Source organism: Caballeronia sp. SL1002 (assembly GCF_057814995.1).
This window is the reverse complement of sequence record NZ_JBYMUW010000002.1, coordinates 2,049,905-2,074,034: the sequence shown is the minus strand read 5'-3', so window position 1 is coordinate 2,074,034 and position 24,130 is coordinate 2,049,905. Positions and strand designations below refer to the sequence as shown.

The following is a 24,130-nucleotide window of genomic DNA, read 5'->3' as shown; positions in this document are numbered from 1 at the left end:
GGAATCAGGCGACGCGCGAGCGGCGCAGGAACGCGGGAATCGAGCTGACAACGTCCGGCTTCCCCTGGTTGCCCGGAATGTACGGGCTCCACGGTTGCGCGCGGATCGCGGTCTTGGTGCGCCACACGACGTTGAACTGACCGTCGGCGCGCACTTCGCCGATCATCACCGGCTTGTGCAGATGGTGATTGCCGTCCATTTCCAGCGTGAAGCCCGACGGCGCCGCGAACTTCTGGCCGATCATCGCCACGCGGACCTTGTCCACGTCCGTGCTCTTGGCCTTTTCGACCGCCTGCTTCCACATGTGGATGCCGACGAACGTCGCCTCCATCGGGTCGTTGGTCACGCGCTTGTCGCCGCCCGGCAGGTTGTTCTTCTTCACCCAGTCGGCGAACATCGCCTTGAACTTCGTGTTCTCCGGATTCTTCAGCGACATGAAGTAGTTCCACGCAGCCAGATTGCCGACCAGCGGCTTCGTATCGATCCCGCGCAGTTCCTCTTCGCCCACCGAGAACGCGACGACCGGCACGTCCGTCGCCTTCAGGCCCTGGTTGCCGAGTTCCTTGTAGAACGGCACGTTCGAGTCGCCGTTCACGGTCGAGATCACGCAGGTCTTGCCGCCTTGCGAGAACGTCTTGATATTCGCGACGATGGTCTGGTAGTCGGCGTGGCCGAACGGCGTGTAGACCTCTTGAATGTCGTCGTCCTTCACGCCCTTCGAGTGCAGGAACGAGCGCAGGATCTTGTTCGTCGTGCGCGGATACACGTAGTCCGTGCCGAGCAGGAAGTAGCGCTTCGCGCCGCCGCCTTCCTTGCTCATCAGATATTCGGTGGCCGGAATGGCTTGCTGGTTCGGCGCCGCGCCCGTGTAGAACACGTTCTTCGACATTTCCTCGCCTTCGTACTGCACCGGATAGAACAGCAGACCGTTCAGTTCCTCGAACACCGGCAGCACCGATTTGCGCGAGACCGAGGTCCAGCAGCCGAACGTCACCGCCACTTTGTCTTGCGAGATCAGTTGGCGCGCCTTTTCGGCGAAGAGCGGCCAGTTCGAGGCCGGATCGACGACGACCGGTTCGAGCTGGCGGCCCAGCACGCCGCCGCTCGCGTTGATCTGGGCGATGGTCATGAGCGCAGTGTCTTTCAGCGATGTTTCAGAGATCGCCATCGTGCCGGACAGCGAGTGCAGGACGCCGACCTTGATCGGACCGGTGTCGGCGGCTTGCGCCTTCGAAATCGGCAATTGGCCCGCGATAGCGAGCGCGCCGGACATCGAGCCGAACTTCAGGAGACTGCGTCGTTTCATGTATTTCCCCTTGCCGATATGTTGTGGTGAGTCGTTGTACAGGTTTGTTTTTTGGCGGGTTGAATGCCCGAGTACCAGTGACCAGCACAAATGACACTGCAAGGGGTATGCCAATGGGTATGAATTGCTGGCGCGGCGGTTGGTGCGCCTTGGTGTGGCGGGCGTTTGCGGACTTTTGGTTGCTCCGCCAAGGGGTGTCCGTTTTGGTGCACACGTCGGGTGCGCGCTTTGTTGTGGTGCGGGAGGAGCGTCGACGATGCGCCGGGTGGCGTGGGTCGGGGTTGGGGTTGGCGTACGCCGTTGGGTTGCTTTGCGCTTTTGGAAATTTGTACGGGGCTTGGTTTTGCTCGCGCTCGGTGTTGCTCTGGTTTCTCGGGCGCTTCCTGGGAACTTGCTTTCGTGTCGGTCTATTAGCACGCCGCTATGCGCGGCAGCAGTCACTTTCTTTGCTGCTGTGTACAGACCGGAGACATAGCTGACAGGTGTACGGAGACATGGTTGACACTTTCGGGTAATCGAACGCCCGAAATCCTCCCATGCCCTGGAACGTAAAAGACACCATGAGTCTCCGACAGGAATTCGTTCAACTCGCCACCCAACGGAGCGTGCCGTTCAGCGAGTTGTGCCGACGTTTCAACGTCAGCCGCCAGACCGGCTACAAGTGGCTTGCCCGCCACTCGACGCAAGGCCTTGAAGGTCTCGTCGATCGCTCGCGTCGTCCGCACGACAGTCCCGCGCGCTCATCCGATGAGATCGTCGCCGTCGTGCTCGACCTGCGCCGCGAGTACGGCTGGGGCGGACGCAAGATCGAGCGTCGTCTGCAAGATCTCGGCCACGCCAATGTGCCCGCACCCTCCACGATCACCGAGATCCTGCGCCGTCACGACCTGCTCCACGCGCCTGAGGACAGACCGCAGCGGCCCTGGCAGCGCTTCGAGCACGAGCATCCGAATGCGCTGTGGCAGATGGATTTCAAGGGCGATTTCCCGACCCTGGAGGGTGGCCGCTGTGCGCCGCTGACGGTGCTCGACGATCACTCGCGCTTTAACATCGTGCTCGCCGCCTGCGGCCGGACAACCACGGAAGTCGTGCAGACCGAGCTCGAGCGGGCGTTTCGCTGCTATGGGCTACCGTCACGCATCAATACCGATAACGGTGCGCCGTGGGGTTCCCCGAGCGCGCCGGGCCAGTTGACCGAGCTCGCGGTGTGGCTGATCAGACTGGGTATTCACGTGAGCTACAGCCGACCGTATCATCCTCAGACGAATGGCAAGGATGAGCGATTCCATCGGTCGCTGAAAGCTGAAGTGCTGGCGCGGCACGTGTTCACGACCCACGCCCACGTGCAGCAGGAGTTGGAACGCTGGCGACAGGTGTACAACACGCAACGCCCGCATGAGGCGCTGGACCTGGCGACGCCGGTGAGCCGCTACCAACCCAGCCCGCGAGCGATGCCCGAGCATCTGCCAGAACCGCAATACGGGCCTGCCGATGAAGTGCTGCGGGTCAATTCAAATGGCCTGGTGCGTTTCAGAGGCGAGGCGCTGCGTCTGTCGACTGCGCTCAAAGGGCTGTACGTGGCCGCACGTCCAAAGCACGACGAAGACGGCGTAATTGAGTTCTGGTTTGCCCATCAACGCATTGCAAAACTTGACCTGAAAGCAGCAAAACCCTGAACATCAGGTGTCAACGATGTCCTCGTACATGTGTCAACTATGTCTCCGGTCCGTACACTGCTGCAAAGAAAGTAACCAAAGAAAGCAGCTTTTCCGTCTAAGTGTCCACCACGAATAACCAAACGGATAGGCGCGCAGGCTGATTCGGTTAGCGCGCAGTTCACAGTATTGGCACAGCACCTGTCAGTTCCATCCTCGCTGCGCTCGGACGACGGGCATGTCGAAAAACCGTCGGTTGGTTTGGTCTGGTTTGGTTTGGTTTGGTTTGGTTTGGTTTGGTTTGGTTTGGTTTGGTCTGGTCTGGTCTGGTCTGGTCTGGTCTGGTCTGGTCTGGTCTGGTCTGGTCTGGTCTGGTCTGGTCTGGTCTGGTCTGGTCTGGTTTGGTTTGGTTTGGTTCGGTTTGGTCTGGTCTGGTCTGGTTTGGTTTGGTCTGGTTTGTTCGGTTATGCCGTTCCGGCGGGCACTTTGTGCCTGCCGGGAGGAATGGGCTGCTCCACTCTGTTTCGCGGTGCGGCGGCACGGCTGTTCTATCGCACCACTCCCACAAAACGCTAGTGGTGGACACTTAGACGGACAAGCTGCTTTCTTTGCAGCGGGTACAGACCGGAGACACACGGCGGCAAGAAAGTGACTGCCGCCGCGCACAGCGGCGTGCTGATAGGGCTACGCGAAAGCAAGTTTCCAGGAAGCGTGTTGCTAGGCAAGCGATGCGCGTCGTCCGAGCGCAGCGAGGATGGAACTGACAGATGCTGTGCCAATACCAACGAATGCGAGTTGCCATAGTCAGCTTGCGCGCCTATCCGCGAGGTTATGAGTGGTGGACACTTAGGCGGACAAGCTGCTTTCTTTGGTTACTTTCTTTGCAGCAGCAAAGAAAGTGACTGCTGCCGCGCATAGCGGCGTGCTAATAAACCTACACGAAAGCAAGTTCACAAGAAGCGCGGGCAAGCAAACCCAAAAGCGCCAGCAAACCCAAAAGCGCCAGCAAACCCAAAAGCGCCAGCAAACCCAAAAGCGCCAGCAAACCCAAAAGCGCGAGCGGACCACCCCCGTCCTATCGATTAACCGTCCGCGCTGGCACACTCAGCGCCAAGACCCCGCCAAGCACCAAAAACGCGGCAAGCATATACATGCCGCTCGCATTCGACCCAGTGGACGTCTTTAGCCACCCCACCAGATAAGGGCTCACGAATCCCGCCAAATTTCCGATGGAGTTGATCATCGCGATCCCCGCCGCCGCGCCGGTGCCGGCAAGGAACGCCGTAGGCAAGCTCCAGAACAGCGGCAGCGTAGTGAGGATGCCCATCGTCGCGAGCGTGAGGCCGAGCATGGCGAGCGCCGTGTTGTTCGCCCACATGACCGACAGCACCAGGCCGACCGCGCCGATCGCCGCCGGGATCGCGATGTGCCAGCGCCGCTCGCCGCGTTTGTCGGCGCTGCGGGCGACCAGCAGCATGCCGATCACCGCCGCGCCGAACGGGATCGCGGAAAGCAGGCCGATACTCAGCGCATCGGTCACGCCAGTCGCCTTGATGATCGTCGGCAACCAGAAGCTCACGCCGTATAAACCCATCACGAACGAAAAGTAGATCAGGCTCATCAGCCACACGCGCGGGCTCGCCAGAATCTCGCGCACCGGCATGTCTTCTTTCTCGACGTTATCGGCGGCGATATTGCGCTCCAGCAACGCGCGCTCGTCCGGCGTCAGCCATTTTGCGCGGCTGATCCGGTCGTCGAGCATGATGAGCACAAGCACACCGACCACCACCGACGGAATCCCCTCCAGCAGAAACAGCCACTGCCAGCCGTGCCAGCCGTTCGCGCCGTCGAAGTTCTTCATGATCCAGCCCGACACCGGCCCGCCGATCAACCCGGACAGCGCGATCGCCGTCATGAACAGCGTCGTCATGCGCCCGCGCCGCCGCGCCGGATACCAGTACGTGAGATACAGAATGATGCCAGGGAAGAAGCCTGCTTCGGCGACACCGAGCAGAAAGCGCATCACGTAAAACATCGCGGGCGTGGTGACGAACATCGTGAGCGCGGAGATGATGCCCCACGAAATCATGATCCGCGCGATCCACACGCGCGCCCCCACTTTGTGAAGGATCACGTTGCTCGGAATCTCGAAGATGAAATAGCCGAAGAAGAAGATGCCCGCGCCGAAGCCGTAGACGGCATCGGTCAGGTTGAGATCGGTGACCATCTGGAGCTTGGCGAACCCGACGTTCACGCGATCGAGATAGGCAACCACGTAGCAGAGCAGCAAGAGCGGCGAAAGCCGCCAGGCGACTTTCTTGTACGTGGCTTCCTCGAATGCGGTCGGCGGCGCGCCAGCGCCAGAATGTTGCAGCGGGCTTGGCTGACTTGCCATCGTCGTCTCCGGTGTTTTTATATGGCTGGATTCTAGCCGCTCGGACGCGGTTGTAAGGCATCGTTTAGGATCGGGAAAACACCGAGGCCGCGCCGTTCTTCAAGTAGCTGGGACGGCGCGGCGGCATCGGCTAGACGCAGCGCCCGCCGTCCACTTCCAGCGCGACGCCGGTGACGAACTCGGCTTCGTCGGATGCCAGATAGAGCGCCGCGTTCGCGATGTCCTGCGGCGTCGAAAGGCGCCCGAGCGGAATGCCGGCCAGGAATTTCTGGCGGTTCTCGGGCGTGTCGTCCATGCCCATGAACTCGGTGAGGAGACCCGTCGCGCCCATCACCGGATTGATACAGTTCACGCGGATCCGGTCAGGACCGAGTTCGGCGGCGAGCGCCTTGCTCGCGATAATCACCGCGCCCTTGCTGCCGTTGTACCAGACGAGGCCGGGGCGCGGCCTGACGCCCGCCGTCGATGCGATATTGATGAAAACGCCGCCGCCCTGGCCGCGAAAATACGGCACGAACTGCGCGACGCTCCAATAAATGCTTTTCACGTTCACCGCATACACGCGGTCGAATTCGTCCTCCGATACTTCCAGCACCGGCTTGTTGCGGTGCGTCGTTCCCGCGTTGTTCACGACCACTTGCACGCTGCCGAAATCGTCGATGGCGGCGTCGAAGAGGGTTTGCCAATCCGCTTGCTTCGTCACGTCGCCGGCCACCGCGATCGCACGTCCGCCCGCGAGCGCGATCTCGCTCGCCACGCGCTCCGCCGCCGCGCCATTCAGGTCGTTCACGACGACATTCGCGCCTTCGCGCGCGAACGTCCGCGCGATGCCTTCGCCGAAGCCGGACCCGCCGCCAGTCACTATCGCAGTCTTGTTCTTCAGTCGCATTCGTGTCTCCTCCATTGCGTTTTTCGACGATCAGCCATGCCGGATGGCGATGGTTTTCAGCACCGTGAAGCCGTAGAGCGCTTCGAAACCCTTTTCGCGGCCGTGTCCCGAGTGCTTGACGCCGCCGAACGGCAATTCGACGCCCCCGCCCGCGCCGTAGTTGTTGATGAACACCTGCCCCGAGCGCACCTTGCGCGCCACCCGCATCTGGCGGCCGCCGTCGCGCGTCCACACACCGGCGACGAGGCCGTAGTCGGTGTCGTTGGCGAGCTTGATCGCGGCGTCTTCGCTGTCGAACGGCATCGCGACGAGCACCGGCCCGAATACTTCCTCGCGCGCGAGCCGATGGTCGTGCGGGACGTCGCGCAGGAGCGTCGGCGCCTGATAGAACCCGCCCTCCGGCGCTTCCGCCACGACCTCGCCGTGAGCTGCCATCGGAATGCCGTCGTGCTGGGCATCGGAGAGAAAATCCCACACGCGCTGCTGCTGCTTCGCGCTGATGAGCGGCCCGCAATCCAGATCCAGCTTGCTCGGGCCGACGCGCAATTCGGTGAACGCATCGGCGAGACGCGCGAGCAGCGGCTCGTAGGCGCTCCGCTCGATCAACACGCGACTGCCCGCCGAGCACGTTTGTCCGGCGTTCTGCACGATGGCCGAGACGATCACCGGCAGCGCAGCGTCGAAATCGGCGTCGGCGAAGACGATTTGCGGCGACTTGCCGCCCAGTTCGAGCGTGACGGGGACGTGGTTGTCGGCGGCCATTTTCACGACCGCCGCGCCGGTCGCGGGCGAGCCGGTGAACGAGATATGGTCGATCCCCGGATGATGCGCGAGCGCCGCGCCCGCTTCGTATCCGTAACCGGTGACGATATTCAGCGCGCCTTCCGGCAGACCGGCTTCGGCGGCCAGTTCGGCGACACGGAGCACCGACAGGCACGCGTCCTCGGCCGGTTTCACCACGCACGCGTTGCCGGCCGCGAGCGCCGCGCCGACGCTGCGCCCGAAAATTTGCAGCGGATAGTTCCACGGCACGATGTGGCCGGTCACGCCGTGCGGCTCGCGGATCGTGAGGACGGTGTAGCCGTTTTGATAGGGCAGCGTTTCGCCGTGCAGTTTGTCGGCGGCGCCCGCGTAAAACTCGAAATAGCGCGCGATGCCCGCCGCGTCGGCGCGCGCCTGCTTCAGCGGCTTCCCGGTGTCGCGCGCCTCCAGGTTGGCAATTTCGTCGTGACACGCGCCGATCAGCATCGCGAGGCGCGCGAGCACGCGTCCGCGCTCGGCGGCGCTCGCGTGGCCCCACGCGCCTTCGTAGGCGTGCCGCGCCGCGTGGACGGCCCGGTCGATATCGGCGGCTGTTCCGCGCGCGAGCTGCGTGAAAATCTGTCCATCGGAAGGATCGACGACGGGAATCGTCTCGTTGCTCGACGCGCCGACCCAGCGATTGCCGATGAAATGTTTGGCTTCTTCCATGCGTCTCTCCTGATTCAGACTGCTTTGCGTTTGCTTTTCCTTGTTTCGCTTTGATTGCGCGGCGCGTCCCGGTTCCGCGCCCGAGGGATTTCCCGCATCCGGCGGCAAGCCGCGATGGAGCGCGACGGCCGTGTGCTATGGCCGGACGGGTTTTCCGATTGGCTATAATGCACGCAATCGCGCTGTTTCATGCGCGGGCCGCGAGCAGGAATCGACCCGTGCGAAACTACCCGCATCAATCGGGCCGCGCAGCGTGTCGCCACCCGGTTTCCCCGATCTCCAGCCATCAACTTTCCAGAGAGTGCTCATGAGCTTCAATAACGTACCCGCAGGCAAGGACCTTCCGCAGGATTTCAACGTCATCATCGAAATTCCGGCGCAAAGCGATCCGGTGAAATACGAAGCCGACAAGGACATGGGCCTGCTCGTCGTCGATCGTTTTATCGGCACGGGCATGCGTTATCCGGCAAATTACGGTTTCATCCCGCAGACGCTCGCCGGCGATGGCGATCCGGTCGACGTGCTGGTGATCACGCCGTTTCCGCTGCTGGCCGGCTCGGTCGTGCGCGCGCGCGCGCTGGGCATGCTCGAAATGACGGACGAATCGGGCGTGGATGCGAAGCTTGTTGCCGTGGCGCACGACAAGATTTGCCCGATGACCGCGCATATGAAGGGCATCGACGATGTGCCCGCGTTTTTGAAGGATCAGATCAAGCATTTCTTCGAGCAGTACAAGGCGCTTGAGAAGGGCAAGTGGGTGAAGGTCGAAGGGTGGGCGGGGATTGATGCGGCGCACAAGGAAATCACCGAAGGTCTGGCGAATTTCAAGAAGTAAGGTCGGGGTGGCGCTGGCGCTGGGGTGTTTTGGCCGCTGGCGCGTGGGATTCGCTGGTTTTGTAGAAAGCCGCACGAGATTCCGATGTTTAGGCATCGGCGGTTCGTGCGGTTTTGTTTTTTGTTGGCACCCAGTTTGATTTGCTCGCGCTTTTGATTTTGTTGTTCTGCGCTTGTTGGGAACCTGATCGGGGTTTGGTTTTGCTGGCGCCCTCTGTTTTGGTTACTCGGGCGCTTGCTGGGAACTTGCTTTCGTGTAGGTCTATTAGCACGCCGCTATGCGCGGCAGCAGTCACTTTCTTTGCTGCTGCAAAGAAAGTAACCAAAGAAAGCAGCTTATCCGCCTAAGTGTCCACCACGAATAACCACGCGGATAGGCGCGCAGGCTGATTCGGCTAACTCGCAGTTATTGATATTGGCACAGCGCCTGTCAGTTCCATCCTCGCTACGCTCGGACGACGGGCTTATGCCAAAACCGGCGGCTTGGTCTCGGTTTCGCTTTTTGAGTTAGCCGTGTCGGCGGCCGTTCTCAAAAAAGCGGCGGTCGACCTCCTCAAACTGGTCTAGGTTCGGTTTCGGTTTCGGTTTCGGTTTCGGTTTCGGTTTCGGTTTCGGTTTCGGTTTGGGTTTCGGTTTCGGTTTTTAGTTTTGCCGTTCCGGCAGGCACTTCGTGCCTGCGGGGATGAATGAGCGGCTCCACTCTGTTGGGTGGTGCGATGGCCGAATCAGCTTGCGCACCACTCCCGGAAAGGGTTCGTGGTGGACACTTAGTAGGTCACGCTGCTTTCTTTGGTTACTTTCTTTGCAGCAGCAAAGAAAGTGACTGCTGCCGCGCATAGCGGCGTGCTAATGGACCTACACGAAAGCAAGTTCCCAGAAAGCGCATGCAGACAAAAGCACGAGCGCCAGCAAAAGCAAAGGGCGCTAGCAAACGCAACGGGCCCCTATACCCCGTCAGCCTCAACAACAACAACCCCCTCAGGCACGACCGACCCCAACGTCCTCGTCCCGGCAACCAGCGCGCGCTTCTCAATCGCCGATAACCGCTTAACCCAATACTCAGCGCGCGAAGCCTCCGACCGCCCGGTCAACTCAAACGACGCCAGCACGCGCACCGGCTTCCTCGACCGCGTATAGCGCGCACCTTTGCCGCTCGAATGTTTATCGAAGCGCGCTTGAACATCGGTGGCGATGCCGGTGTAAATGCTGCCGTCGGCGCATTCGATCAGATAGAGAAACCACGGCATGGGCAGGCGTCACAGTGGAAAAGGCGCTCGTATTATCCACGAAGCCTGGATGCGGCAAGCCCGAAACCCAATGACGCGCCGCCGCACGATTTTCCGACTTGCGCGAGAATAGACCTTTCGCGGCGTGCCGGAACCGAACATCGTTCGTCGAAGGCGGCCGCGCATAGCCCAACCAGCGAGGTAGCCTGTTGAACCGCGACGTCGAAATTCATGTCGTCGATACGCTCGACGCCGTTCCCGCCGACGAATGGGACCGGCTCGCCGGCGACAATCCGTTCGTTCGCCACGCGTTCCTGAAGGCGCTCGAAGACACCGGCTGCGCGGCGGCCGGGACCGGATGGCGTCCACATCATCTGTTGCTCAAGCGCGGCGGCGCGCTCGCCGGCGCCATGCCGCACTACGTGAAGGCGCACTCGCGCGGCGAATATGTCTTCGATCACGCCTGGGCCGACGCGTTCCAGCGCCACGGTATCCGCTATTACCCGAAAGGGCTGTCGGCGGTGCCGTTTTCGCCGGTGACCGGTCCGCGTCTGATCGCGCCGACGCATGAGGAACGCGTGCTGCTCGCGCGCGGGGCGATCGAATTGACCAAGCGGATGAAGCTGTCCTCGCTGCACGTGCTGTTTCCCGAGGAGCAGGATCTGGAGGCGCTGACCGACGCGGGCTACATGCTGCGCGAAGGCGTCCAGTTCCACTGGGAAAATCTCGAAGGCGACGGCTACGCGAATTTCGACGCCTTTCTCGCCGCGATGAGTCACGACAAGCGCAAGAAAGTGCGCCAGGACCGGCGTCGCGTGACCGACGCGGGCGTGCATTACACCTGGTTGCGCGGCGCGCAGATCGACACGGCCGCGCTCGATTTCTTCTACGCGTGCTACGAAAACACGTATCGCGAGCACTGGAATCCGCCGTACCTCAGCCGCGATTTCTTCGCGCAGATCCACGCTGCCGCGCCGGACAGCATGTTGCTCGTGATCGCGCACGCCGACGGCGAACGGCTCGCCTGCGCACTCAACATGATCGGTGGCGACGTGATGTATGGCCGCTATTGGGGCACGCGCGAGTTCGTCTCCGGACTGCATTTCGAGACGTGCTACATGCAAGGTATCGAATATTGCATCGAGAACGGTCTGGCGCGCTTCGAAGGCGGCGCGCAGGGCGTCCACAAGATGTCGCGCGGCATGCTGCCGACGCCGACCTGGTCCGCGCACTGGGTGGCGGACGCGCGTTTCGCGCACGCGATCAGCGAGTTCCTCGACGAGGAAACCGCCGCGATGGACCAGCATATCGTCGAGCTTGAAGCACACACGCCGTTCAGGAAGAAGACCTGAAACCCGCATGCGATAATCGACGGGCTTCGAGCCCCGTTTCAGCGCCCTCATTCTCATCGACATGAAAACCCGAATTGCACTAGCCCAGATCAACGTCACCGTCGGCGATTTCGCCGGTAACGTCGCGAAAATCGTCGATGCCGCGCGCGATGCGCACGCGGCGGGCGCGAAACTGCTCGTCGCGCCGGAACTCGCGCTGTCGGGTTATCCGCCGGAAGATTTGCTGCTGCGCCCGGCGTTTTACCGGGCGAGCGCCGACGCGCTCGCGCAACTGGCCGCCGCGCTCAAAAGTTTTCCGGGGCTCCACGTGCTGGTCGGGCATCCGCATCGCATTGACGCTGAGTATGACGCCCCGATCGCGCGTGGCCTGCCGCCGGTGGACACGTTCAACGCGGCGTCGCTGATTGTCGATGGCGAAATTGCCGGCACTTATCTGAAGCAGGATCTGCCGAACACCGAGGTTTTCGACGAAAAGCGCTACTTCGCGTCGAATCCGCAGCCGTTCGTATTCGATCTCGACGGCACGCGCTATGGCGTGGTGATCTGCGAGGACGCGTGGCACGCGTCCGCCGCGCAATTGGCGAAAGCGGCGGGCGCGCAAGTGCTGCTGATTCCGAACGGCTCGCCGTTTCATCTGAACAAGGAATCGGTGCGCTTCGACATCCTGCGCGCGCGGATCCGCGAAACCGGCCTGCCGATGGTCTATGTGAATCTCGTCGGCGCGCAGGACGAACTCATTTTCGACGGCGGATCGTTTGTGCTCGACGGGGAAGGCGAACTGATCGCGAAAATGCCGCAATTCGACGAAGCCGTCGGCTATGTCGAATTCGACGGCGCGACGCCCGAGCGCGCGGCCATTGCCTCGGATTTGTCGGTGGAGGCGCAGGTTTATCGCGCGCTGGTCGTTGGCGTGCGGGACTATATCGGCAAGAACGGATTCCCCGGCGTGATCATCGGCTTGTCGGGCGGCGTGGATTCCGCGCTCGTGCTCGCGGTCGCGTGCGACGCGCTCGGCGCGGACCGCGTGCGCGCGGTGATGATGCCGTCGCAATACACCGCCGACATTTCCACCACCGACGCCGCCGACATGGCGAAGCGCGTCGGCGTCAAGTACGACGAAATCGCCATTGCGCCGATGTTCGAGGCGTTTCGCGGCGCGCTCGCCGACGAATTCCGCGACCGCGCGGAAGACGCCACGGAGGAGAACATCCAGGCGCGCATTCGCGGCACGCTGTTGATGGCGCTCTCGAACAAGTTCGGCTCGCTCGTGCTGACGACGGGCAACAAGAGCGAGATGGCGGTCGGCTATTGCACGCTTTACGGCGACATGGCGGGCGGCTTCGCGGTCATCAAGGACATCGCGAAAACGCTGGTCTACAAGGTGTGCCATTACCGCAACCAGACCGACGCGTACGGCCTCCGCAACGTGATTCCCGAGCGCATCCTGACGCGCGCGCCGTCGGCGGAACTGCGCGACAACCAGACCGATCAGGACAGCCTGCCGCCCTACGACGTGCTCGACGCGATCATGCGCATGTATATGGAGGAAGATTGCTCGCTCGCGCAGATCGTCGCAGCGGGTTATTCGCCGGAAGACGTGAAGCGCATTACGCGCCTCATCAAGATCAACGAATACAAGCGCCGTCAGGCACCGATCGGAATTCGCGTGACGCATCGCGCGTTCGGCCGCGACTGGCGCTATCCGATCACTTCGCGGTTCACGGAACCGCTCGCGTGACTCGGTGAAACCGGAAAACGCGGCTAGAATCGAAAGCATTCGTCTTCAACATTCGTCCATTCGATAGAGGCACGCCATGAAACGCATCACCGCAGTCATCAAACCCTTCAAGCTCGACGAAGTTCGCGAAGCACTGGCCGAAGTCGGCCTGACGGGCCTGACCGTGACGGAAGTGAAGGGCTTCGGCCGGCAGAAGGGACATACCGAGTTGTATCGCGGCGCGGAATACGTCGTCGATTTTCTGCCGAAGGTGAAGATCGAAGTGGTCGTGGCGGACAGCCAGACGGACCAGGTGATCGACGCGATCATCGGCGCGGCGCGCACCGGCAAGATCGGCGACGGCAAGATTTTCGTGTCGGATGTCGAACGCGTGATCCGGATCCGCACCGGCGAGGAAAACGAAGCCGCCGTATAACGTTTCACCCGCCCGCGTTAATTTCCAGCGCGGGCAACTGTTTCACCCGCCCGGGTTAATTTCCAGCGCGGGCAACTGCAGTTCATTTTCGGGCCTGGCCGGGCGTGCACCATCGTGTTGCGCGTCCGCCCGGGCCCGAGTCGCTTGGGCGGTCAACCGTCGTTCCCCATTTGTTTCGTTTCGGCCCATGCGAAAGCGATGCGGTAACATCGGCATTCCGTAGACTTTCTGTAAGGATTTGTAGATGCATCACGCGATCGGCTTCATTCAGGATCTGGCGGTGATCATGGCGATCGCAGGCGTCGTGACCGTGCTGTTTCACCGCCTGAAGCAGCCGGTCGTGCTCGGTTACATCGTCGCGGGCGTGATTATCGGGCCGTACACGCCGCCGTTTCAATTGATCCACGACGAAGCCACGATCCAGACGCTCGGCGAACTCGGCGTCGTGTTCCTGATGTTTTCGCTCGGTCTCGAATTCAGTCTGCGCAAGCTCTTCAAGGTGGGCGCAACGGCGTTCGTCGCGGCGCTGTCCGAGATCGTGCTGATGATCTGGATCGGCTATGAAATTGGCCGCTGGTTCGGCTGGAACTCGATGGATTCGCTGTTTCTCGGCGCGATGCTCGCCATTTCCTCCACGACGATCATCGTCAAGGCGCTCTCCGAACTCGGCATGAAGGGCGAGAATTTCGCGCAGTTGATTTTCGGCATCTTGATCGTCGAGGACATCCTGGCGATCGCGATGCTCGTGCTGCTCTCCGGCATTGCGCAGACCGGCTCGGTCACGGCGGGCGTCGCGTTCGCCACGCTCGGGTCGCTGATGCTCTTCATGACGGTGTCGCTCGTGGTCGGCATTCTGATCGTGCCACGCGCGCTCGATTACGTCGCGCGCGCGAAAAGCGACGAAATGCTGCTCGTTACCGTGCTCGGTTTCTGCTTCGGCTTTTGCCTGCTGGTCGTGAAGATGGATTACAGCATCGCGCTCGGCGCGTTTCTGATCGGCGCGATCATGGCCGAGGCGCGCAGTCTGCATCGCATCGAAAAACTGATCGCGCCGGTGCGCGACATGTTCTCAGCGATCTTCTTCGTGACCATCGGCCTGATGCTCAATCCCGCCGTGCTGGTCGATTACTGGTGGCCGATCGCCGTCATCACGGTCGCGGTCGTCGTGGGCAAGATCGTGTCGTGCGGGCTCGGCACGTTCCTCGCGGGCAAGGACGGACGCACATCGATGCGCGTCGGCATGAGCGTCGCGCAGATCGGCGAGTTCTCGTTCATCATCGCGTCGCTCGGGTTGTCGCTGAAGGTCACGAGCAGCTTCCTGTATCCGATCGCCGTCGCCGTCTCCGCGCTCACCACGCTCTTCACGCCTTATCTGATCCGCGCCGCCGATCCGATCACGCGCCGGATCGCCCGGTCGATGCCCGAACCAGTTGCCAATACGTTCGGCCTTTATTCGCAATGGCTCGCGAGCCTGCGCCCCGACAGCGGCGGGCCAACTATTTTCAGCATGACGCGGCGGATCGTGCTGCAGATCGCGGTCAATCTCGCGCTGGTCGCGGCGATTTTTCTCGCGGCGTCGTACTCCGCGCCGTTCGCGACTGGCTATTTGTCGCGCTGGCTGCCGAACGACGATACCCAGCGCGTCGTCTTGTGGAGCGTGGCGCTTGCCGTATCGATGCCGTTTCTCGTCGCGGTGTATCGCAAGCTCGAAACGCTCGCGCTGCTGCTCGCCGAAGTCAGCGTACAGCCCGCGAAAGCGGGGCGCTTCACGAGCGCGATCCGTTCGACCATTTCCGGCCTGATCCCGATTCTCGCGATGTTCGGCGTGTTCCTGCTGGTCGCGGCGCTGTCGGGCGGTATCTTGCCGCCGTTCGGGCTGATGATCGTCGTGTTGTTGTGCGCGGCTTTATTGCTCACCGTACTCTGGCGCTGGTGCGTGAAAATCCACGCGACATTGCAGATCGCGCTGCGCGATACTTTCGACGAACCTCACGATCACGCCTAATACGACGAAGTACGATCTTCTCGATAGAGAACGCGCACAGGCGCGAGATTCCCGCAATAATGTGAGCAAATGTTTGAAGCTTTGCCGCGGTCGGACCGGAGGCGGATAATTAACTTCTGTCCATTCTCGAAGCGCCTCGCGCGCCTGACATAAGAATGAGCGAAAAAAACAAGCCTTCGAACGCCGGTAAGCCTGATGCCGGTAAAACCGGCGACGCGCCTGACGCCGCCGATCCGTCCGCGATTCCGGACGCGACAACTCCACCTCCCGTTTCCGAGAGCGCCGACATTCCCGCAGCCGCCGCGCTTAGGTCCGACGCCAGCGCGGCCGAACGGGCATCGACGGACGCGCCCGCGAGTGCGGCCAACGTAGAACCCACCGATCCCGCGAAAGCGCGCCGCGACGATGCGGCGGCCGCCCGCGCGTCGGCTGTCAGCGCGACGGCCGCCCAGGAGGCGAATGCGCGCGCGAAGGCGTTCGCCTCGGCCCGCCCGGCAGCGCCCGCAGGCTCCGCACCTGCCCCCGGCTCGCGCGCAAGTCTTGCGCAAAAAGTGGAAAGCGCGACCGAAGCTGAAGCCGCTGCGTCGGCGTCGGCCTCGGCATTGGACGTGGAATCGGTGGAAACCGTCGTGCCGCCGCCGGCGGTTGGCTTGCCGCCCGATTTCACCTCGACACCCGATATCACCGCCTCAAACCCGCCGCCGATCCCGCCCGAACCGCCGCCCGGATCGCAGGCGCCGCCCGCGTATCTGAAGCATTCGGACTCGGCGTGGTCGGTGTTCGGGCGGGTTATCGCGGCGCGCACGCGACAGCTATTCGATCGTGCCGGACAGCGGATCACGCAGCGCACGTTGAAAATCGGCGTATCGGCGCGCATTTTTCATCCGGAACCGGGCGCGAAAGGATTGCGCGGCAAGACGCTCCAATATCTGGAGGAATCGATCGCGCATTGGGTGATGTCGCGCGATGTGCTCGTCTTCATGATCCCGACGGTCGGCCATCAGGGCATGCTGCATCCGAGCAATATCCGTTTGCGCGATTACGCCAAGCATCTCGACGGCCTGCTGTTGCAAGGCGGCGCGGACGTGTCGCCGCAGTCTTACGAGGAATCCGCGACGCGTCCCGAATGGCCGGGCGACCGCGTGCGCGACATGTACGAGCTTGAGTTGCTGCACGAATTCATCGAATCGGGGAAGCCCGTGCTCGGCGTGTGTCGCGGCTGCCAGTTGATCAACGTCGCGTTCGGCGGCACGTTGTATCAGGACATCGCGACCGATGTACCGACGGCGGGCGTCCACGTGAACGATCAGTACGATCAACACCGGCATCCGATCCGGTTTCCGGAAGGATCGACGCTGATCAACATGTTCCCCGGCCATCGCGAAGCCATCGTCAACTCGATCCACCATCAGGCGGTCCGGACCATCGGGCGCGATCTGAATATCGAGGCGGTGTCCGCTGCGGACGGCATCATCGAAGCCATTCGATACCGGCGCGCGCCGTTCGTCATGGGCGTTCAATGGCATCCGGAGTTTCACCGCGCGGGCGGCGACGAGTTGCTCGACTGCACGCCGCTTCTCGACACGTTCTTGCGCGTCGCTCGCGAAACGCGTTTTTGATAGGGCGCCGGGCGCGCGAGCTGCGCGCAAACGCGAAAAAGCCGTTCCGAAGATCTTCGGAACGGCTTTTTTACGACAGGATTTACGGTCTGGCGAATGCGGTTAAAACGTAGGCAAGCCCGCTTCGTTCTGATTTTGAAGCTGCTTGATTTGCTGTTGCAGCGTCCGCAACTTCTGCTCGGCGACGAGCTTGTCGCTTTGCAGCGCCGCCGCTTCGACCGAGAGGCTTTGTTGCTGCTGCGTGACCTGCGTGTCCTGCGCCTGGGCGACCGCGATATCCGCGGAAAGACGGCTAGCACGATCGACGGAAAGCGCGATCACGCGTTCGAGCAGCGCCTTTTGCGCCTGCAACTGCGTCCGGCGGATTTCACCGTCGGCGAGCGTATAGCTCTTGCGCGCGAATTGCGCGTAGAGCGTGTCGGCGCGGCTCTCGTCTTGCGTCTTGATCACGCGCCAGAACTGCTTGTCCTGAAATAGCGCGACGTAATACACCACTTCTTTCGGATAGAAAAACAGACTCGCGCCGTAGTTCGCGTTGTAGGTGACGCGCAATTCCGTCAACTTGTGCGCATCGACCATCTGTTTGAGTTCCGCGACATTGCCTTGCGCCGGTCCGGCCGGCGCGGAGTCGGGGAGCGCCTCGGCGTCGTTTGCGGCGGAGAGCGCGGCGGTTTCCGTCGAAATCGCGGGCGCGGGCACGCTCAGCAATTGCGGTGCGCGCGCGTTCGCGACGGACAAAAAAGCGCCGGCGAAACAAAGAACGCATAGGACAACTGCGCGCGGAAGAGGGATCGATGACTTCATGTGAGCGAGACGCCAGGAAAAAAGTTGAGGCAAATATCGGGGACGCGGGGCGGGATCATTTCGAGAACTCGGCGGGCGCGTCAGTGATGCGGCGATGGCTCAGGCGTTCCGCCGTCACGCTCGCCGATGCGCGACCCGATGTGGGCGCGCTGTTGTCGTCGAGGGTCGGCGAATGCTGGAGCATGCCGTAGAGTTCCGCCGAACTGAGTGAGCGGTCGGCGGCGCGTCCAGCCGATACGCCCACATCGCGCGCGACCACGACGCGGCGCGGCGTGGCATCGATCGCGTCGGCGGCTTTTGCGGCTTCTATAGCGTGACGCCCGGTCATCCGAGCGGGAACATCGGCCACCGGGACTCGGACGCTGACAAGCGCGCGGCGCGCGGGTTTCCGCGATGCCGACGGATCGATGTCCTGCACGGTGGTCGGGATACGTTGCGCTCCGCGAGCGCCGGCGTGCGCTCGCGTTGCCGATTGCGTGGTCTTTTCGGCCGCTTTGGCGTGACGCTGATTGATGGCTCGCGCGGGCTTCGCGGCTACAGCGATCGGTTTCGCCTCGACTGCCCCGCGCGCCACCGGTGTCTCGGATGTCGCGACCGCGCTTGCCACGATGGTTGGTGTGTCGACTGCCTTCGTTGTGAGGGGCCGTGTATCGGCCAGTTTCGCCACGATCGTCGGCGTGTCGGCCTTCGGAACGATGCTCGGTGTGTCGACCATCGTGGCCGGCGCTGCGACCTGCGTCCGTGCGATGACCGGCTTATTTGTGCGGGCAGGCGAAAGCAGCATCCATCCGATCAGCGCAACGCTCCCGAGCGCGATGCCGCCGCCCAGGAACATGCGGCCGTTGCCCGACGCCGGGACGGTGCGCGGAATATGCGCAGGATGGACGGAGAAGGCGGGTTCGTCGGTTTCCGAGGAAGCGGCGACCGGAGGTGACGCCAGTGGGGCAGTTATCGGCGCGGCAGGTTCTCGAATCCGGGCAAATTGTCCCCAGAAGCTGACCGGTTGGTAGCGCAACGGAAGCACAGGACGAGTCGACGCGTCGACATAGCCAGTCAGGCAATACGCGGCGTAGACCGCGATTTCGTACACGTTCAGGGCGGGGCGCGGCGCCGTCAGCGTCCACTCGCGGCCGAACATGGCGAACTGGTTTGCCATCGGGTTCAGGGATGGCAGAAGGAGATCGCCACGAACGGTGATCAATGGAGCGGTCATGTGTCTTCTCGTTAGCGGGGGCGGGCGACGACGGCACTCGGTATCGAGCATGGCGGCGGTTAGACGGCACGCCTTTGACGGCCACAGAAGCAGTTCGGAATGCTATGGGTTTTGAGTTCGCATCCATATCAGAACCTTCCGAAATGGACGCTTAACTCGTATTCAGCAGGGTGACCGGCTGCATGGCGCAATTTCGCACGGGCGCAAAGTTGCGCCTGCTGCGTAGGCTAAAAGATAACTACGCGTAAGCTAATGTTAATGTTCAATTAAACGAAATTAACCGACGTTCGACCGCTGCATATTGATTCAAGCCGCGTTAATATTCGGGATACGCACCTTTCAACTGTAATACTGGTTAACCCTAATGCGGGTCGCGGGCGTGAAATCTTGTCGAATTTTTGGGTAATTCGCTCTTTCTCGCGCTGTGTGTTCCGCTGGTTTCATCGAGAGAGTCATGTCCACGTCGTCCCACGCAGCGCTCCCGAACGAGTCGAAATTCAAGACGGTTTTCCGCGTCGTCAGCGGTAACTTTCTGGAAATGTACGACTTCATGGTCTACGGCTATTACGCGTCGGCCATCGCCAAGACCTATTTTCCGAGCGGCAACGAATTCGCCTCGCTGATGCTCGCGCTTTCGGTGTTCGGCGCCGGATTCCTGATGCGGCCGGTCGGCGCGATCGTGCTCGGCGCCTATATCGACCACCACGGCCGGCGCAAAGGCCTGATCCTCACGCTTACGCTGATGGCGATCGGCACGGCATGCGTCGCGATGGTGCCGGGCTACGCAACCATCGGCGTGCTCGCGCCGATCATCGTGCTGGCCGGACGCCTGTTGCAGGGCTTCTCGGCGGGCGTGGAACTGGGCGGCGTCTCGGTGTATCTGTCGGAGATCGCGACCAAGGGCAACAAAGGCTTCTATTGCGCGTGGCAGTCGGGTAGCCAGCAAGTGGCCGTCGTGTTCGCCGCGTTGATCGGCGTGGTGATGAACCAGATGCTACCGGCCGACCAGATGACCGCCTGGGGATGGCGCGTGCCGTTCCTGATCGGCTGTCTGATCGTGCCGTTCCTGTTCATCATTCGCCGTTCGCTGCGCGAAACCGACGAATTCCTCGCGCGCAAGCATCGTCCCGACATGCGCGAGATCGCGCGCTCGATGGTGCAGAACTGGAATATCGTGATCGCCGGCATGGGCATGGTCATCATGACCACCGTGTCGTTCTACATGATCACGGCCTACACGCCGACCTTCGGCAAGGAAGTGCTGAAGCTCTCGTCCATCGACGCGCTCGTCGTGACGGTGTGCGTCGGCTTGTCGAACCTCGTCTGGCTGCCGCTGATGGGCGCGCTCTCCGACCGCGTCGGGCGTCGTCCGGTGCTGCTCGTGTTCACGATTCTCACCATCCTGACCGCGTATCCGGCGGTGCAATGGCTGGTCGCCGAGCCATCGTTCGTGCGTCTGCTCGAAGTCGAATTGTGGCTTTCGTTCCTCTACGGCAGCTACAACGGCGCGATGGTGGTGGCGCTGACCGAAGTGATGCCCGTCGATGTGCGCACGACCGGTTTCTCGATGGCCTACAGCCTCGCGACCACCATCGGCGGCTTCACGCCCGCGATCTCGACCTACCTGATCCACGCGACCGGCAACAAGGCCGCGCCGGGGATCTGGCTGGGACTCGCCGCGATCTGCGGTCTGGTCGCGACGCTCGTGCTGTACCGCTCGCCGGATGCGCGCAACCAGTACAAGACGGCCTAGCTTTTCGGTTCTTTGGGCTGTCGGAAAATGAAAACCCTCGCCGTGGCGAGGGTTTTTTATTTGCCGGCGGCGAGACCCGCAGCGATATCCGCGGCGATCCGTTCGATCACGCCGCGCCACGCGCCCGGCTCGGCCTGCCGGAACAACTGCGCTTTCGGATACCACGCGCTGCCCGGCGTCTGATCGCCCCAGCGCCAGTCGGCGGCGAACGGCAGCATCAGCCAGAGCGGGCGGCCGAGCGCGGCGGCGAGGTGCGCGAGCGCGGTATCGACGGAAACGACGCCGTCCAGACGCTCGACGATCGCGGCGGTATCGGCGAAATTTTCGAGACGGCTTTCCAGCCGGTGAATGGAACTTGCGCGCGGATGCGCTTTCAGCGCGGCGCGATCCTCCGCGCTCAAGACGGGCTGCAACACGATCCAGTCGATCCCTTCGAGCGCGAACAGCGGATCGAGCAGCGCGAGCGGCGCGGAGCGCGTTTCACCGGGCTGAATGCGCCCCGACCACGCAATCCCGATATTGCGCCGCGCCTGGCCGCCGAGCGAGCCGCGCCACTTGCGCCGATACGTCGCCGGGACGACGAGGTACGGCATGCGCGCCGGAATATCGTCGATTGAAGCGATACCCAGCGCGAGCGGCAAGCTCATCAACGGACAGAAGGCGTCGGCTTTCGGGGCGGGATCGGCGAGACTTTTCAGTTCCACCTTGGCGGCGTGCGCGGCCGGTTCGAGCAAATCGATGAGCGCGGGCTGCACCTGCAGTACGATCTCGCCCGCGCGCTTCGCCGCGAACGGGACGAAACGCATGAACTGGAGCGTATCGCCGAAACCCTGCTCGGCGCGGATCAAGAGCGTGCGCCCGGGCATCGGCTCGCCGTCCCAGCGCGGCGGGAGCGGCGGGAGCGGCGCGAGCGGTCCAAGCGGTCCGAGCGGTGCAGCCGGCCCCGGCAGCGGCGGCACGGCGGCGGGCGTATCGAGACGCGCTTCGTAGGCAGGCAGGCCCCGCGCGTAATCGCCGAGCGCCAGCAGCGCCAGCGCGCGATTCAGGCGCGCGGCGGCGGACCCGGCGTCGAGACGCATCGCCTGATCGTAAGCGCGCACGGCGGCGCGATGGCGACCAAGCGCCAGATGCGCATTGCCGAGACCAAGCCACGCGACCCCGTATTTCGGATCCAGACCGACCGCGCGTTCGAATTGCGGCAGCGCTTCGACATGACGGCCGAGCGCGGAAAGCGCATGACCGAGCCCGAAATGCGCGGGCGCGAAGCGGGGTTGCAGGCGAATGGTGGTTTCGAGCGCGGCGACCGCTTCCACCGGACGACCCACACCGTCGAGCAGATTGCCGAGATTGAAATGCGCGGCCACATAGTTCGGCTCGGCGGCGATCGCCGCGCGAAACTGCGCGATGGCGCCTTCGGGATCGCCGAGCGCGTTGAGCGCCATGCCGAGATTGTTGTGCGCGCCCGCGTGGCCCGGACGGATGGCGAGCGCGCGGCGGAACGCGCGGGCGGCATCGTCGAAGCGGCGCATGCCGGAGAGCGCGTTGCCGAAGTTGTTCCACGTCGGCGCGTCGTGCGGTTGCAGGCGCAGCGCTTTTTCGAAGGCATCGGCGGCGTCTTCGTGACGGCCGGACGCCGCGTAGGCATTGCCCAGGTTGTACTGCGCGAGCGAAAAGCCGGGCTGGAGTGTGAGCGCGTTACGAAAGCGCTCGATGGCATCGTCGAGACGGCCGAGCGCCTTCAGCGCATTGCCGAGATTCAGTTGCAGGCCGGCGTCGCCCGGACGCAGGTCCACCGCGCGCCGCACGAGCTCGGCTGCCTCCGCGTGCTGGCCTTGCTGGTGGCGCAGCACGCCGAGCAGATGCAAGGCGTCGACATGGGAGGGTTCTGCGGCGAGCGCGGCCTGATAGTCGCGTTCCGCATCGGTCAGGCGGCCGTCACGATGGGCCGCGAAACCGCGGGCAAAGACAGTGTCCATGACGGGAATCGAATACTTAAGCCGCTATTTTCCCACACCCGCGCGCCGGATTGACATTTCCGGACCGCCTTCGATAACATGTGAACACCTATTCAACTGTTTATGCGGATGGCCGTGGCCTCGACTTTTATCGCGTCCGACGAGCGCGTCGTACCTCTCGCCGATCTGTTCCGTCTGCTCGGCGATCCCACGCGGCTGCGCATCGTGCTGGCGTGCGTCGACGAGAAGCGCGCCGTCGGTGCGATCGCGGCGTTGCTGGGCTTGTCGGCATCGCTCGTGAGCCATCACTTGCGCTTGTTGCGGGCGGCGCGAATCGTGCGGGCCGAGCGGCAGGGCAAGCAAGTGTTCTATCTCGCCGCCGACCGTCACATTAGCGGCATGCTGGCCGAACTGCTGGAACACGTCGCCGAGCCGCAAACCGATTTCACCCCGGATAACGAATAAATGAACGCGCACTCGCACGAGCAACACGAGCATCAAGAAGGCCACGCGCATGAGCACGCGCATGAGCACGCGCATGACCATAAGCACGCCCACGCCCACGCCCACGATCACGGCGCGGGCGGCCATCATCATCATCACGCACCGCAGGCGGGCCAGGGCCGCACGTTCGCGATCGCCGTCGCGCTGAACGTGATTATCGTGGTGGTGCAGGGCATCTACGGTTTCATCGCGCATTCCACGGCGCTGCTGGCGGACGCCGGCCACAACCTGTCGGACGTGCTCGGCCTTCTGCTCGCGTGGGGCGCGGTCTGGCTCGGTACGCAGAAGCCGTCGCCGCGTTACACGTTCGGCCTCGGCAGTTCGTCGATCCTGGCCTCGCTCGCGAACGCTGCGCTCCTGCTTTTCGCGTGCGGCGCGATCGTGCTCGAAGCGATCCAGCGCCTGCTCAATCCCGCGCCGGTCGCGGGGCTCGACGTGTTTATCGTGGCGACGCTCGGGTTGGTCGTGAACGGCTTCTCGGCGTGGCTCTTCATGCGCGGCAGCAAGGAAGACCTGAACGTGCGCGGCGCCTTCCTGCACATGGCCGCCGACGCCGCCATCTCCGCCGCGGTCGCGGTGAGCGGGCTGATCATCCTGTACACGGGCGCGAGCTGGATCGATCCGGTGATGAGTCTCGTGGTGGTGTCGGTGATCGTCTACGGCACGTGGGGCCTGGGCCGCGACGCGATGCGCCTCGCGATGGCGGCGGTCCCGCCGTCCGTCGATCCGACACGCATCAAACTGTATCTGGCGGCGCTCCCCGGCGTGACCGATGTCCACGACATGCACGTCTGGGCGCTCTCGACCACGGAAAACGCGATGACCGCGCATCTCGTGATGCCGGCGGGCCATCCGGGCGACGTGTTTATCGACGGCATCGTGCAGACGCTCTGCGACGAATATTCGATGCACCACGCCACCTTGCAGGTCGAGATGGGCACGACCGAGCATCATTGTGCGCTGCACGCCCGCACGCAATCTCATTAAAGCCGGCTCG

General features: G+C 62.9%; 19 protein-coding genes. 11 read left to right on the top strand and 8 right to left on the bottom strand.

Annotation, left to right across the window (positions count from 1 at the left end; translation table 11 throughout):
• Window positions 1–4: 4 nt before the first annotated feature.
• Window positions 5–1,306: an urea ABC transporter substrate-binding protein gene (gene urtA / locus AC3D25_RS12095; protein WP_488888622.1), complete on the bottom strand. Its 1,302-nt coding sequence runs from the start codon at window positions 1,304–1,306 to the stop codon at window positions 5–7.
• Between the two features lie 536 nt (window positions 1,307–1,842).
• On the opposite strand from urtA, the gene AC3D25_RS12090 reads away from it, so the two are divergent.
• On the top strand, window positions 1,843–2,982 hold the full coding sequence (locus AC3D25_RS12090; RefSeq protein ID WP_488888469.1) for an IS481 family transposase: 1,140 nt from the start codon (window positions 1,843–1,845) through the stop codon (window positions 2,980–2,982).
• Window positions 2,983–3,150: 168 nt separating this feature from the next.
• Complete coding sequence (locus AC3D25_RS12085) at window positions 3,151–3,537, top strand: hypothetical protein (RefSeq protein WP_488888621.1); 387 nt, start codon at window positions 3,151–3,153, stop codon at window positions 3,535–3,537.
• A 499-nt stretch (window positions 3,538–4,036) separates the two neighbouring features.
• On the opposite strand, the gene AC3D25_RS12080 is transcribed toward AC3D25_RS12085, so the two are convergent.
• The 3 genes from AC3D25_RS12080 to AC3D25_RS12070 all read right to left on the bottom strand — a co-directional run bounded on the left by AC3D25_RS12080 (window position 4,037) and on the right by AC3D25_RS12070 (window position 7,715).
• Window positions 4,037–5,356, bottom strand: coding sequence for an MFS transporter (locus AC3D25_RS12080; RefSeq protein ID WP_488888620.1), 1,320 nt, complete (start codon window positions 5,354–5,356; stop codon window positions 4,037–4,039).
• Between the two features lie 130 nt (window positions 5,357–5,486).
• Window positions 5,487–6,245 carry an SDR family oxidoreductase gene (locus AC3D25_RS12075; protein ID WP_488888619.1) on the bottom strand — a complete coding sequence of 253 codons (759 nt, stop codon included), beginning with the start codon at window positions 6,243–6,245 and terminating at the stop codon, window positions 5,487–5,489.
• Window positions 6,246–6,275: 30 nt separating this feature from the next.
• Entirely contained in the window at window positions 6,276–7,715 is a 1,440-nt protein-coding gene (locus tag AC3D25_RS12070; protein ID WP_488888618.1) for an aldehyde dehydrogenase family protein, read from the bottom strand.
• A gap of 307 nt (window positions 7,716–8,022) precedes the next feature.
• Here AC3D25_RS12070 and ppa point away from each other — a divergent pair, with 307 nt between their 5' ends.
• A complete protein-coding gene (gene ppa / locus AC3D25_RS12065; protein ID WP_488888617.1) occupies window positions 8,023–8,550 on the top strand; it encodes an inorganic diphosphatase in 528 nt (175 codons plus the stop codon).
• Between the two features lie 943 nt (window positions 8,551–9,493).
• Here the strand turns inward: ppa and AC3D25_RS12060 are convergent.
• On the bottom strand, window positions 9,494–9,796 hold the full coding sequence (locus tag AC3D25_RS12060; protein ID WP_488888616.1) for a GIY-YIG nuclease family protein: 303 nt from the start codon (window positions 9,794–9,796) through the stop codon (window positions 9,494–9,496).
• A gap of 188 nt (window positions 9,797–9,984) precedes the next feature.
• Here AC3D25_RS12060 and AC3D25_RS12055 point away from each other — a divergent pair, with 188 nt between their 5' ends.
• From AC3D25_RS12055 to AC3D25_RS12035, 5 genes are all read left to right on the top strand, one after another.
• Complete coding sequence (locus AC3D25_RS12055; protein ID WP_488888615.1) at window positions 9,985–11,127, top strand: GNAT family N-acetyltransferase; 1,143 nt, start codon at window positions 9,985–9,987, stop codon at window positions 11,125–11,127.
• 61 nt (window positions 11,128–11,188) lie between these two features.
• The gene (locus AC3D25_RS12050; protein ID WP_488888614.1) at window positions 11,189–12,865 is read left to right on the top strand and encodes an NAD+ synthase; all 1,677 of its coding nucleotides are present in this window, start codon (window positions 11,189–11,191) and stop codon (window positions 12,863–12,865) included.
• A gap of 76 nt (window positions 12,866–12,941) precedes the next feature.
• Window positions 12,942–13,280, top strand: coding sequence for a P-II family nitrogen regulator (locus AC3D25_RS12045; protein ID WP_488888613.1), 339 nt, complete (start codon window positions 12,942–12,944; stop codon window positions 13,278–13,280).
• Window positions 13,281–13,524: 244 nt separating this feature from the next.
• Entirely contained in the window at window positions 13,525–15,285 is a 1,761-nt protein-coding gene (locus tag AC3D25_RS12040) for a cation:proton antiporter (RefSeq protein ID WP_488888612.1), read from the top strand.
• A gap of 155 nt (window positions 15,286–15,440) precedes the next feature.
• Window positions 15,441–16,904 (top strand): gamma-glutamyl-gamma-aminobutyrate hydrolase family protein, encoded by a 1,464-nt coding sequence (locus tag AC3D25_RS12035; RefSeq protein WP_488888611.1) that lies wholly within the window; start codon window positions 15,441–15,443, stop codon window positions 16,902–16,904.
• 102 nt (window positions 16,905–17,006) lie between these two features.
• Here AC3D25_RS12035 and AC3D25_RS12030 read toward each other — a convergent pair whose 3' ends face one another.
• Together AC3D25_RS12030 and AC3D25_RS12025 are read right to left on the bottom strand one after the other, a co-directional pair.
• Window positions 17,007–17,642: a DUF2968 domain-containing protein gene (locus AC3D25_RS12030; RefSeq protein WP_488888610.1), complete on the bottom strand. Its 636-nt coding sequence runs from the start codon at window positions 17,640–17,642 to the stop codon at window positions 17,007–17,009.
• A 121-nt stretch (window positions 17,643–17,763) separates the two neighbouring features.
• Window positions 17,764–18,921 (bottom strand): hypothetical protein, encoded by a 1,158-nt coding sequence (locus AC3D25_RS12025; protein WP_488888609.1) that lies wholly within the window; start codon window positions 18,919–18,921, stop codon window positions 17,764–17,766.
• Between the two features lie 454 nt (window positions 18,922–19,375).
• Between AC3D25_RS12025 and AC3D25_RS12020 the strand changes: the two genes are divergently transcribed.
• Complete coding sequence (locus AC3D25_RS12020; protein ID WP_488888608.1) at window positions 19,376–20,674, top strand: MFS transporter; 1,299 nt, start codon at window positions 19,376–19,378, stop codon at window positions 20,672–20,674.
• 56 nt (window positions 20,675–20,730) lie between these two features.
• Here AC3D25_RS12020 and AC3D25_RS12015 read toward each other — a convergent pair whose 3' ends face one another.
• Entirely contained in the window at window positions 20,731–22,650 is a 1,920-nt protein-coding gene (locus tag AC3D25_RS12015) for a tetratricopeptide repeat protein (protein ID WP_488888607.1), read from the bottom strand.
• 114 nt (window positions 22,651–22,764) lie between these two features.
• On the opposite strand from AC3D25_RS12015, the gene AC3D25_RS12010 reads away from it, so the two are divergent.
• Together AC3D25_RS12010 and AC3D25_RS12005 are read left to right on the top strand one after the other, a co-directional pair.
• Complete coding sequence (locus AC3D25_RS12010) at window positions 22,765–23,094, top strand: ArsR/SmtB family transcription factor (RefSeq protein WP_488888606.1); 330 nt, start codon at window positions 22,765–22,767, stop codon at window positions 23,092–23,094.
• A complete protein-coding gene (locus tag AC3D25_RS12005; RefSeq protein ID WP_488888605.1) occupies window positions 23,095–24,120 on the top strand; it encodes a cation diffusion facilitator family transporter in 1,026 nt (341 codons plus the stop codon).
• The last annotated feature ends 10 nt before the right edge of the window (window positions 24,121–24,130 follow it).